This window comes from Alkalibacillus aidingensis (assembly GCF_014595945.1).
In the GTDB taxonomy this organism is placed as follows: domain Bacteria; phylum Bacillota; class Bacilli; order Bacillales; family Alkalibacillaceae; genus Alkalibacillus; species Alkalibacillus aidingensis.
Window position 1 is genome coordinate 74,771 of record NZ_JABXWU010000005.1, and the last position, 12,010, is coordinate 86,780.

General features: G+C 35.2%; 12 protein-coding genes. 7 read left to right on the forward strand and 5 right to left on the reverse strand.

Annotated elements, in window-relative coordinates:
* Positions 1–29: 29 nt before the first annotated feature.
* The 5 genes from remB to dnaA all read right to left on the reverse strand — a co-directional run bounded on the left by remB (position 30) and on the right by dnaA (position 5,026).
* Positions 30–323 carry an extracellular matrix regulator RemB gene (gene remB, locus HWQ49_RS09655; RefSeq protein WP_188207409.1) on the reverse strand — a complete coding sequence of 98 codons (294 nt, stop codon included), beginning with the start codon at positions 321–323 and terminating at the stop codon, positions 30–32.
* A gap of 9 nt (positions 324–332) precedes the next feature.
* The gene (recF, locus tag HWQ49_RS09660) at positions 333–1,451 is read right to left on the reverse strand and encodes a DNA replication/repair protein RecF (RefSeq protein WP_188207410.1); all 1,119 of its coding nucleotides are present in this window, start codon (positions 1,449–1,451) and stop codon (positions 333–335) included.
* A gap of 29 nt (positions 1,452–1,480) precedes the next feature.
* On the reverse strand, positions 1,481–1,702 hold the full coding sequence (yaaA, locus tag HWQ49_RS09665; protein ID WP_188207411.1) for a S4 domain-containing protein YaaA: 222 nt from the start codon (positions 1,700–1,702) through the stop codon (positions 1,481–1,483).
* A gap of 650 nt (positions 1,703–2,352) precedes the next feature.
* The gene (dnaN, locus tag HWQ49_RS09670; protein ID WP_188207412.1) at positions 2,353–3,498 is read right to left on the reverse strand and encodes a DNA polymerase III subunit beta; all 1,146 of its coding nucleotides are present in this window, start codon (positions 3,496–3,498) and stop codon (positions 2,353–2,355) included.
* 181 nt (positions 3,499–3,679) lie between these two features.
* Positions 3,680–5,026, reverse strand: a complete 1,347-nt coding sequence (gene dnaA, locus HWQ49_RS09675; protein WP_188207413.1) for a chromosomal replication initiator protein DnaA — start codon at positions 5,024–5,026, stop codon at positions 3,680–3,682.
* A gap of 663 nt (positions 5,027–5,689) precedes the next feature.
* Between dnaA and rpmH the strand changes: the two genes are divergently transcribed.
* The 7 genes from rpmH to rsmG all read left to right on the forward strand — a co-directional run bounded on the left by rpmH (position 5,690) and on the right by rsmG (position 11,903).
* Complete coding sequence (gene rpmH, locus HWQ49_RS09680; protein ID WP_188207414.1) at positions 5,690–5,824, forward strand: 50S ribosomal protein L34; 135 nt, start codon at positions 5,690–5,692, stop codon at positions 5,822–5,824.
* 76 nt (positions 5,825–5,900) lie between these two features.
* On the forward strand, positions 5,901–6,248 hold the full coding sequence (rnpA, locus tag HWQ49_RS09685) for a ribonuclease P protein component (RefSeq protein ID WP_188207415.1): 348 nt from the start codon (positions 5,901–5,903) through the stop codon (positions 6,246–6,248).
* A gap of 83 nt (positions 6,249–6,331) precedes the next feature.
* Positions 6,332–7,105, forward strand: coding sequence for a YidC family membrane integrase SpoIIIJ (spoIIIJ, locus tag HWQ49_RS09690; protein WP_188207416.1), 774 nt, complete (start codon positions 6,332–6,334; stop codon positions 7,103–7,105).
* Entirely contained in the window at positions 7,102–7,725 is a 624-nt protein-coding gene (gene jag / locus HWQ49_RS09695; RefSeq protein ID WP_188207417.1) for an RNA-binding cell elongation regulator Jag/EloR, read from the forward strand. The genes spoIIIJ and jag overlap by 4 nt, the downstream gene beginning before the upstream one ends.
* Before the next feature lie 158 nt (positions 7,726–7,883).
* On the forward strand, positions 7,884–9,257 hold the full coding sequence (gene mnmE / locus HWQ49_RS09700; protein WP_188207418.1) for a tRNA uridine-5-carboxymethylaminomethyl(34) synthesis GTPase MnmE: 1,374 nt from the start codon (positions 7,884–7,886) through the stop codon (positions 9,255–9,257).
* Between the two features lie 33 nt (positions 9,258–9,290).
* A complete protein-coding gene (mnmG, locus tag HWQ49_RS09705) occupies positions 9,291–11,177 on the forward strand; it encodes a tRNA uridine-5-carboxymethylaminomethyl(34) synthesis enzyme MnmG (RefSeq protein WP_223155103.1) in 1,887 nt (628 codons plus the stop codon).
* Between the two features lie 9 nt (positions 11,178–11,186).
* Positions 11,187–11,903 carry a 16S rRNA (guanine(527)-N(7))-methyltransferase RsmG gene (gene rsmG, locus HWQ49_RS09710; protein WP_188207419.1) on the forward strand — a complete coding sequence of 239 codons (717 nt, stop codon included), beginning with the start codon at positions 11,187–11,189 and terminating at the stop codon, positions 11,901–11,903.
* Positions 11,904–12,010: the final 107 nt, after the last annotated feature.

Here is a 12,010-nt window from a genome sequence, read left to right on the forward strand (position 1 = left end):
TCATTTTCCAATAATTATCTTTACTAGATTTAATCATCTGTTGAATGCGTAATCTCATCAATTTCATCTATTTTATCTAACATATGTGATAATTGGGCACGTTTATTTAATGTGGATACAGATAATGAACTGAAATAGATATGGTCGACAGTTATTACAATCGCTTTAGGATCTTCATAATATGCTTCAGTTACATTACCATTTTTACGTTGATTAAAAATCATCTCTTCTACAATTGAAGAAGAACTAAGTAAATTATAATCGATAATAGATACAACTTCCTCTGACCGAATTACATGCTCGTCACCAATATGTATAAACAACAGCTAACCTCACCTTTCTATTAATATTGTCCCGTTATAAATTTTAAACATCTCTGCTTGTTTGAGTGTTTCATGGTCAATACCATCAACATTTGTAGTCGTAACAAATGTTTGAACTTTACCTTGAATCGTATTTAAAAGATGTGATTGTCTATGATGATCTAATTCGCTTAGGACATCATCTAATAAAAGAATTGGATACTCTCCTACTTCTTGATATATTAACTCAATTTCAGCTAACTTTAAGGATAAAGCTGTCGTTCTTTGTTGTCCTTGTGACCCAAAGGTTTGGACATTACGGTCGTTGACAAAAAACATTAAGTCATCACGATGTGGCCCAGCTAAAGTTGTTCCCCGGTCTATTTCACGGTCTTCAATCTGCTTAAAGTGTTCAATATATCTATCTTTTATTTTCTCCAATTCTAAGCCTTCTGATACGTTGACAGACGTATCATAGCTGATTGTTAGTTCTTCTAATCCACGACTAATGCCTTCATGGATCGGAACAGCCCAATCCCTAAGCTTAGCTAAAAATTGATAACGCCTCTCAACTACGATACTTGCATGATCAATTAATTGATCAGTTAACACGTTAAGCATCGTTTTATCTTTTTGAGGGTAACGTTGCAACTCTTTTAGTAAAGCATTTCTTTGTTTTAAAATTTTTTGGTAGTGACCTAAATGATAAATATAGATTGGTTGAATCTGGCCAATCTCCATATCAATAAATTTTCGTCTCTCTTGTGGACTACCTTTAACTAAGTTTAGATCTTCTGGGGCAAACATCACAACATTTAAAGACCCAATGTAATCACTTAAACGTTTTTGTTCAATATGATTGAACTTAGCTTTTTTACCCTTATTCGAAAAAATGACTTCAAGTGGAAACGTTCGATTACGTTTAAATACACTACCTTTAATTTTACCATACTCTGAGTCCCATTTAATTAATTCTTTGTCTTTTGATGTCCGATGCGATTTGGTAAAAGCTAAAACGTAGATAGCCTCCATCAAATTAGTCTTTCCCTGTGCATTTTCTCCAATAATGACGTTGATTTGGTTATTAAACGACAAAGACAGTTCTTCATAGTTACGGTAATTTGTTAATGTTATTTCCTCGATATGCATAAGCATGGGACTCCTTTGAAGCAATTTACCTAATCTTCTTTTGTAATTTCAAAAGTTCCAATATCTTCAATTTCTATTGTATCATTTATTTTTAACTTTCGTCCTCTTCTTTGATCCTGTTCTCCATTAATATATATAGCGTAATCTTGTAAAAACAGTTTAACCATACCCCCTGATTCCACAATGTTAGCTAATTTTAAAAATTGTCCTAATGTTATGTGTTCAGTTTTAATCCCAATTTGTTCTGCCATAATTTCACCTTCTTAAAAGTAGTTACCCGTAGTTTTCTCCTAAATATATATTTTACTAAACATTTACTCATAAGAAAAGAAACTGAATAAACAAGGTATTTTATCGCTTGTTTATTCAGCTTCTTGATTAATCTTATAAGATGGTTGGTGAATTGTGGATTTACTAACGAATACGACTTTTTATTTATGAATTATCTTTCATAGTTGATGAATACGCATCATTAACTACTGAATAGGAGCAATTATAGCTGAATCGTCAACATTAATTGCTGAATGATCCATTTATCGAATTCTATCCACCATTAATCTTTACACTTGGAGGATGATGTTCATTATCACGTTATTTGATCTTATGGATTACTATGATATCGCTGGAAATACACTACGCTAGTAAAGTGGTTAATCATTCTTACATATATTTCATTAATTGGATCATCACCATTAGCGTAGGCAGAATACGTAGACTCCTGTGGAAACAACACGAGCCTGAAGACCCCACAGACCGAACGTTTTTTGTGAGGTCGAGGAGGCTTCAGCCGTGTCCACGGAAAGCGGAGTATTCTGCTGGAGCGGGGTTATTGCACTCAAAAATAACATAAGAGTTTTTACTGAACATCATACTCACTATCTTAGACATTAATAAAAAACGATTAATAAGTTCTAACTGGCGTGATCAGCTGTAAAATTTGTTCTTGTTCATCAATGGGTTCAATAATAAACGGCCTCATCGCACCGGTGAATTGAATCTTGATTTCTTCAGCATCAATCGCTCTCAATGCATCAATCATATATTTAGCGTTAAAGGAAATTTTAAGGTCTTCTCCTTCAATTGTATTGGTATTTAAAACTTCTTCAGCTGTACCAATTTCAGGAGAATTACTCGTAATTTCAATAGCTTGGTCCCCTTTAGTAACCAGTTTAACAATATTATTACGGTTGTCTTTAGCTAATAGACTGGCACGATCAATTGTTTGAATTAATTCTTTAGCACCAACTTGAATCTCTGTTTTACTCTGGTTAGGAATTAGTCTAGATGTTTCAGGATAATTTCCATCCAGTAAACGAGAAAGGAAAAAGAGATTATTTGTTCTAAACAGAATTTGGTTCTCAGCAACACTAATCTGAATTGAGTCTTGAGTGTCATCTAATATTTTGTTTAATTCTCCTAGGCTTTTACCAGGGATAACAATATTATTAAAGGATAAAGCTCCAGTCTCTTCATTCATTTTAACTCGTCTTGACGCCAATCGGTGACTATCCGTTGCAACTAATTCTAGTTGTTCATCTTCTAATTTGAAATGTACCCCAGTTAAGATGGGACGAGTTTCTGATGTTGATACTGCAAAGTTAGTTTGACGAATTAATGTTTTCAATAAATCCGTAGGCATCTCGAAACTATTGTCTGTTTGTAAAACTGGTAATTGTGGATATTCATCAGGGTCTTGTCCATTCAACTTAAACTCTGCATTTCCTGAACGGATCATAATATTTAAGTCTCCGTCAGCTTCTATCTCTACTTGATCTTCTGGTAACTTACGAATAATATCAGGTAAAAACTTAGCTTGAACGACGACCTTACCTGGTGTTATTTCATGAATGTTAATAACTCCGTCTTCTTCTCTAGGAATAATAGATTCAATTGTAATATCTGAATCACTACCAGTCAGCTTTAATCCTTGTTCATTGGCTTCTAATTTCATTCCTGAAAGAATCGGTATAGTTGTTTTAGGTGAAATAGCTCTCATGACATTTTGTATACTTTGCATCAATTGATCACGTTCAATGATTATTTTCATAAGATCCTCCCGTATGTTTCTATATATTTATTTATTTTATATAAAAAAATAGTAATCATAGTAATAGAGCCTGTGAATTTGTGGATAACTAAGTTGAAGCTTTATTCTGTAAGTTGTCCACATGTTTATAACTTGTTTGCAACCTTGCAACACTTATTCACAATGTTAACAAGCTGATTGGTTAGTTAGATTTGATCTGTTCAGTAATTTCATCGATTTCACGTTGGAGTTGAATATCTTCTGCTAGCATTTTGGATATTTTTTCGTGGGCGTGAATGACTGTTGTATGATCACGGCCTCCAAATTCATCGCCAATTCTAGGTAAAGAGAAATCCGTTAATTCACGAGCTAAATACATGGCGATTTGTCTAGGAAAGGCAATAGACTTTGTTCGTTTTTTTGCAGCAAAATCTTCTATTTGAATGTTAAATCGATGGGCAATAACTTCTTGGATCCCTTTGATGGTAATTTCTTTAGGTTTTGAATTTGGCACAATATCCTTTAATGCATCGGCTGCTAATGAAGCGTCAATATCTTGATTAACTAAGGAAGAATAAGCGACAACACGAATTAATGCTCCTTCTAATTCACGAATATTAGTATCGATCTGATTAGCAATATAAAGCATCACTTCATTAGGAATATCCAGTCCATCTGCTTTCGCTTTCTTACGTAAGATAGCAATTCTTGTTTCTAAGTCAGGTGGAGTAATATCGGTAATTAATCCCCATTCAAAGCGTGATCTAAGTCGGTCTTCTAAGGTTGGAATCTCCTTTGGTGGTCGGTCACTTGAGATCACAATTTGTTTATTATCCTCGTGCAGGGAGTTAAATGTATGGAAAAATTCTTCCTGAGTTTGTTCTTTTCCCGCTAAAAATTGAATATCATCAATTAATAAAACGTCGACATTTCGATATTTATTACGAAAATCAATGGTTTTATTATCACGAATTGAATTAATAAACTCATTGGTAAATTTCTCTGAAGATAAGTAAACGACTTTTGCATCAGGATTATGTTCAATTACATAATGGCCAATTGCATGCATTAAGTGAGTTTTCCCTAAACCTACGCCCCCGTAGATAAACAAAGGGTTATAGGCTTTGGCTGGTGCTTCTGCTACAGCTAGGGAAGCAGCATGGGCAAAACGGTTCCCTGATCCAATGACAAATGTTTCGAAAGTATATTTAGAGTTAAGCATCGTTTTAGAATTCCCGTCTTGGTTTTTTGGTTGATTAAACTTTTTGATTGGTTGATTCATTGGTTCATCAACATTTTCACTTTCGGGAATAATAAATTTAGGAGTTAATTTGGACCCGGTTAAGTTGAATAAAGTTTCAGTAATTAATCCAGCATAGCTATTTTCCAACCAATCTCTTGCAAATTCATTGGGGGCAATAATATAGATTTGGTGTTCATCTATGGATTTTGCTTCTGTAGATTTAAGCCAAGTATCAAAACTGGGTTTGCTTATCTTTGTTTCTAATTCTGCCAAGGTTTGTTGCCAGATCTCGGATATATTTTCCAAACACTTACACATCCTTTCTAGTGTTTTTTCTGGTTGATCTAATAGTTAACTTGTGGACAAGACAAACGGGTTATATAAACGTTATAATACATTTATCGACAATTTCCACAATCATGTTAATAAGTTTAAAAACAAGCTGTTGATGGTTATTCACATTGTATCCACATATTGTGGAAAAGTTTCGAGCGTTAATTTATTTATCCACGGTAAAACAACATAATCATACCAAAATAAACCTTTGATTTCAATGGAATTCGTGACTTATCCACACAAAAAACATATATGTATATAATTTTTGTCCACAACCGTTAGTTTTGTGGTTAAATGTCGAAAAAGTGTGTGGATAATAAAAAGTGAAATTTATTTGTTAACTGTTCGTGTGGATAAGTGGATTTTATGCTTCGAAGGTTTAGAATGTCTATGATTGGTAAATGATTGTGGATAACCATGAGTTTATGATGAGAGATGAGATGTTATTTATTGTAATGATCGTTTCTTATTTTTGGAGATCAATTTAGAAGACTTTTCCTTGTTGTGTTATTAGGCGATTTATATTATAATGTAAAGCAGTTTGTCTGTTGACATTCAATGCGAATTTTTAATATACTAACTTGGACTGCTTAGAAGTACGAGTGAGTTTGTTGATTTCAGGAGGTGTATAGTATGAAACGCACATATCAACCAAATAAAAGAAAACGTAGTAAAGTACACGGTTTCCGTTCACGTATGAAAACTAAAAACGGTAGAAAAGTGTTAGCGCGTCGTCGTCGTAAAGGAAGAAAAGTACTTTCTGCCTAGACCACTGAAAGTTAATCAGTGGTCTTTTTTCTAGTAATCAAAATATTTTAATAAAGTTTGGATTGGAAGATCTTTATTGAAAAAAGACTATCGAGTGAAGAAAAATGAAGAATTCCAACATATTTTTAAGAAAGGGCATTCATTTGCCAATCGTCAGCTCGTGATCTATTCATTAAAAAAAGATGGACAAGATCATTTTCGAGTGGGCCTTTCAGTAGGTAAGAAAATTGGCAATGCAGTGACCCGAAACCGAATTAAACGCTATTTGCGACAAGCGTTTATAGAGTTAGAACCATATATTAAAAATGATTATGATTATGTGATTATTGCACGTAATCAAACGAAGAATATGAGTTTTAGCGAAATTAAAAGTAGCTTGACGCATTTATTGAAGAAAACGAATCAATTTGATCATAAATCCTGATATACTAGTGGTAAAAGTTCTATATTTAGTGCTAAAATACTTGGTATAAATCGATTGTTCTAGTTAGATAGGAGGAACAGGAAGTGCGCAAAAAGCTGTTATTGGTTGTTTTATTAATTGGCTTAGCGACTCTATTAACTGGGTGCTTTGAAGTTAATGAACCAATCGATGCCGAAAGTGAAGGTATTTGGAATAGTTTCTTTGTCTATCCGTTATCTTTTTTAATCACATATATAGCTGAGGATATCTTTAATCATGGATTTGGTTTAGCTATTGTCATCGTTACGGTATTATTACGTACACTAGTTTTACCTTTAAATATTAAGCAACTAAAATCATCCCAAGCCATGCAATTAATTCAACCTGAGTTAAAAGAAATCCGTGAAAAGTATTCATCAAAAGATGCGCAAACGCAGCAAAAGTTACAACAAGAAACGATGGCATTATTCCAACGTCATGGTGTCAACCCATTAGCAGGATGTTTGCCGATTGTTGCCCAGATGCCAATTTTGATTGCATTTTATCATGCGATTGTTCGTACTGAGGAAATCAGTAGATACGATTTCTTATGGTTTGAATTAGGTAATCCAGATATAATTCTTGCGATTATTACCTTCGCAACAACATTTATTCAGCAGAAGATTATGATGGCAGGAACACCAGCTTCAGATAACCCACAGATGAAAATTATGTTATACTTGTTACCAGTAATGATCGGTGTATTTGCATTATTCTTCCCAGCAGCGTTAGCGCTATATTGGGTAGTTGGTAACTTCTTTATGATTGCTCAAACACTATTAATTCGTCGTCCAATGATGAGAGAATTCGAAAAAAATAATGGAGGCACGAAAAAGTGAGAGAAATAACGGCTAGTGGTCAAACAGTTGAAGAAGCAAAAATTAATGCCCTTCGTCAATTAGATTTAACAGAAGACCAAGTAAAAGTTGAAGTGATTGATGAGGGTAAAAAAGGAATACTAGGTGTTTTTGGATCTAAGCGAGCTTATGTTAAAGTGCAAGAGAAAAAAGACATCGTCAAAGAAGGTATGTTTTATCTTAAACAACTTGCTGAGCAAATCGGTGCTGGAGATATTGATGTCCAAGTAACGCAAAATGATCAAGAAATAGTCTATGACTTAATAGGTGAGAAAATCGGACTGTTAATTGGTAAACGTGGACAAACTATTAATGCCCTTCAATATTTAACAAACCTAGTTGTTAATAAGGATACGGATTCTTATTATAGTGTAATTGTGGATGCTGAGGGTTATCGTGAACGACGTCAAGAAACTTTAGTTAACCTTGCTAATAACTTAGCCAAAAAAGCAATTCGTTTAAATGAGGAAGTTCATATAGAGCCTATGCCTTCTTTTGAAAGAAAGATTATTCACACTGCTCTTCATGACCACAATGACGTATCAACGTATTCGGATGGGAAAGATCCTAATCGAAGAGTTGTTATTAAGCCGGAAAAATAGGTTATAATAAATAGAAAGAATAGCTAATCCTAGTAGGTTAGCTATTTTTTTATGTTAATTAGAGCATTTTAATTAGAGCATTCTTTATTTCTTTTCTTTCTTGGTTAATTATGATATTGTTTTTAGTTAGGAAATTAAGTGTGAAAGGGGTGAAGGGTATGGAACAAGATACAATTACAGCTATTTCTACACCAATTGGAGAAGGTGCGATAGCAATTGTTAGACTAAGTGGGGATGAGGCAATTCCAATAACGAATCGAATTTTTACAAAAGATTTAGAGCAAGTAGAATCACATACCATTCACTATGGAAATATCATTGATCCAAAATCAGACGAGAAAGTCGAAGAGGTTATGATTTCGGTGATGAGGGCTCCTAAAACCTTCACCCGTGAAAATGTCATAGAGATTAATTGTCATGGAGGTATGGTCTCAGTTAATCGGGTTTTACAGTTAGTCTTGCGTGAAGGGGCTCGTTTAGCCGAACCGGGTGAGTTTACCAAACGTGCCTTTATTAATGGAAGAATTGACCTTTCGCAAGCAGAAGCTGTAATGGATCTAATTCGTTCAAAAACCGATCGTGCCATGTCTGTTGCTCTAAAACAGATGGATGGTCGATTGTCCCAACTTATTCGTGATCTACGTCAACAATTAATAGAAACCGTAGCTCATGTAGAAGTTAATATCGATTATCCGGAATACGACGATGTAGAAGAAATGACACATGAATTATTAACGGAACGAGCCCATTATGTAAAGGGTGAAATTGCTAAGCTCTTGCAAACAGCTAAACAAGGCAAGATACTGAGAGAAGGCATTGCCACAGCTATTATCGGTAAACCGAATGTAGGTAAATCCTCTTTAATGAATATTTTAGCTCATGAAAATAAAGCTATAGTAACAGATATACCTGGTACGACTCGAGATGTGATTGAAGAGTATGTCAATGTAAGAGGTGTTCCTTTAAGGTTAATCGATACGGCAGGGATTCGAGAGACAGAGGATATTGTTGAAAAAATCGGTGTCGAACGATCACGTCAAGCACTTACTGAGGCAGATCTAATTTTACTCGTCTTGAATGGTAATGAGCCGTTCTCTAAAGAAGATGAAGCTTTATTTGAAGCAGCTAGTGATCTTGATGTTATTGTGATTGTTAACAAAACTGACCTTGAACAGAAGATTGATATGAATCAGGTTACTAAAAAGGCAAGTGGTGCCCCTATTATTACAACATCACTCATTGAAGAACAAGGAATAGATGAATTAGAACAAGCAATTGCTGACACATTTTTTGACGGAGAATTAGATAGTGGTGATTTAACTTATGTTTCTAACGTCCGTCACATTCAACTGTTAGAGCAAGCAGAACAATCATTAGCTGATGCATTAAATTCAATTGAAATGGGAATGCCATTAGATTTGGTTCAGATTGATATTACAAGAACTTGGGAGTTATTAGGCGAAATAATCGGTGAGGATGTCCATGAGTCACTAATTGATCAGTTATTCTCGCAATTTTGCCTTGGTAAATAGATAAAATTTTTTAATTAGAAGGAGGCCATCATCATGTATGATGCGGGACGTTATGATGTCATTGTCATTGGTGCAGGTCATGCAGGGGTAGAAGCAGGCTTAGCTTCAGCAAAGCGTGGAGCCAAAACGCTAATGTTGACACTTAACCTTGATCTAATCGCTTTTATGCCTTGTAACCCGTCAGTTGGTGGACCAGCTAAAGGTGTGGTCGTACGGGAGATCGACGCACTTGGTGGTCAAATGGGGAAAACTATTGATAAAACCCATATTCAAATGCGTTTGTTAAATACAAGTAAAGGACCTGCAGTAAGAGCTTTACGCGCCCAAGCGGATAAAGTGTTATATCAGCAAGAAATGAAAAGGGTCATAGAAAATCAGGAAAACTTAACTCTTCGTCAAGGAATGGTAGAAGAATTAATCATCGAGGACGGCGTTTGTAAAGGTGTAGTTACCGAAACTAAAGCACGTTATGAAGCAGATCAGGTTGTTGTCACAACAGGTACTTTTATGCGTGGTAAAGTTTTAATTGGCGATATTGAATACGAAAGTGGTCCTAACAATCAACGTCCAACTATTGCCTTATCAAAGCAACTAGAAGATTTAGGAATGGAACTAGTTCGTTTTAAAACGGGTACGCCAATGCGTGTCAATTCACACACGATTGATTATTCTAAAACGGAAATTCAACCAGGAGATGAAGAACCACGTGCTTTCTCTTATGAAACAACAGAATTTATTACCGATCAAATTCCTTGCTGGTTAACTTATACGGGAGAAGTAACACATAAAATTATTGATGATAACTTATCTAAATCTGCAATGTATTCAGGAGCAGAGCGAGGAACGGGCCCTAGATATTGTCCTTCAATTGAAGATAAAATTGTACGTTTCAATGATAAACCACGTCATCAAGTATTCTTAGAGCCTGAGGGTAGAAATACTGATGAAGTGTATGTGCAAGGACTTTCAACATCATTACCAGAGTATGTTCAAAAACAACTCCTAGAAACTGTTCCAGGATTAGAAAAGGCTGAAATCATGCGTGCCGGCTATGCCATAGAATACGATGCAGTTGTCCCAACACAATTATGGCCAACTCTAGAGACTAAACAAATTGAAGGTCTATTCACTGCCGGACAATTAAATGGAACATCCGGTTATGAAGAAGCAGCCGCTCAAGGCATTATGGCAGGTATCAATGCAGCAGCAAAGGCACTTGATAAAGAACCATTAATTCTAGATCGTTCTCAGGCTTATATTGGTGTATTAATCGATGATCTAGTAACTAAAGGTACCGATGAACCTTATCGCTTACTAACATCTAGAGCAGAGTACCGTTTATTACTACGTCATGACAACGCTGATTTAAGATTAACTGACATTGGTTACAAGATGGAAATGATTTCAGAAGAGCGCTATGCTAACTTTAATCGAAAAAAACAACAAATCCATGACGAGATTAAACGACTTGAAGACACGATCATTAAACCAACAGATGAAGTTCAGGAAATGATCCAAGAACTTGGTGGATCGCCACTAAAAGACGGTATTCGTGCTGCTGATTTACTACGTCGACCAGAAGTGAAGTATCATCACATCAAACAAATTGTTCCACCTGAAGCAGTGTTACCAGATGAAGTTGAGGAACAAGTTGAAATTCATATAAAATATGAAGGCTATATTAAAAAGTCAAATCAGCAAGTAGAAAAGATGAGAAAGATGGAAAATAAAAAGATTCCTGAGCATATTGATTATGATGATATTCAAGGGCTTGCTACAGAGGCAAGGGAACGATTAAAAGAAGTCCAACCACTTTCAGTGGGGCAAGCATCGCGTGTCTCGGGAGTCAACCCAGCTGATATTTCAATTTTATTAGTTTACCTAGAACAAGGTGTAAAGAGTAAAGCTGTTAACGAATAGAGGGTATTTATGAAAGAAGATGTATTTTACCATTCATTAAAAGAATACGGTATAGAACTAACAGATGAACAAGTGAACCAATTCAATGTTTATTACGAAACCTTAGTAGAATGGAATCAAAAAATGAATCTAACCGCCATTACTGATCGTGAAGAAGTTTATTTAAAGCATTTTTTTGATTCCATTACTGCAGCTTTTTATTACGATTTCACAAAACCCCTGTCGATTTGTGATGTTGGAGCTGGAGCAGGATTTCCATCCATCCCACTTAAGATCGTTTTTCCACATTTAAAGGTTACTATTGTTGATTCTTTAAAAAAAAGGATGACCTTTTTGAATCATTTAGCAGACCAACTTGGGTTAAGCGATGTTGCCTTTTACCACGATCGAGCGGAAACATTTGCCCAAAATAAAAAATTTCGAGAATCTTTTGATTTAGTAACAGCACGTGCAGTCGCGAGAACGTCCGTATTAAGTGAACTATGCCTACCGTTAGTTAAGGTGGGTGGCTCCTTTGTTATGATGAAAGGAGCGAATTTTAGTGAAGAAATGGAAAAAGGGAACTTATCTATTAAAACAATGGGGGGAGAATGGGACAAAGTCCACCAGCTCTTTTTACCAGTAGAAAATAGTGAAAGAAATATTGCGATTGTACAAAAAAAGAGGAAATCTCCAAAGAAATATCCTAGAAAACCGGGTACACCAAATAAAGAACCAATTGAGTGAAAAATGACGTTATTTGTCGGAGTGAGTTACTACACAGAAATGACAGGATGTTCAGTAACTTTTGGTTGGTCAGTGCTTTTCTTAATTGACGTTCTAAGCTTCTCTAG

Coding starts and splice junctions, on each gene's coding strand:
- recF (WP_188207410.1), bottom strand. CDS start 1,451: ATGCATATCGAGGAAATAACATTAACAAATTACCGTAACTATGAAGAA.
- yaaA (WP_188207411.1), bottom strand. CDS start 1,702: ATGGCAGAACAAATTGGGATTAAAACTGAACACATAACATTAGGACAA.
- dnaN (WP_188207412.1), bottom strand. CDS start 3,498: ATGAAAATAATCATTGAACGTGATCAATTGATGCAAAGTATACAAAAT.
- rpmH (WP_188207414.1), top strand. CDS start 5,690: ATGAAACGCACATATCAACCAAATAAAAGAAAACGTAGTAAAGTACAC.
- mnmE (WP_188207418.1), top strand. CDS start 7,884: ATGGAACAAGATACAATTACAGCTATTTCTACACCAATTGGAGAAGGT.
- mnmG (WP_223155103.1), top strand. CDS start 9,291: ATGTATGATGCGGGACGTTATGATGTCATTGTCATTGGTGCAGGTCAT.
- rsmG (WP_188207419.1), top strand. CDS start 11,187: ATGAAAGAAGATGTATTTTACCATTCATTAAAAGAATACGGTATAGAA.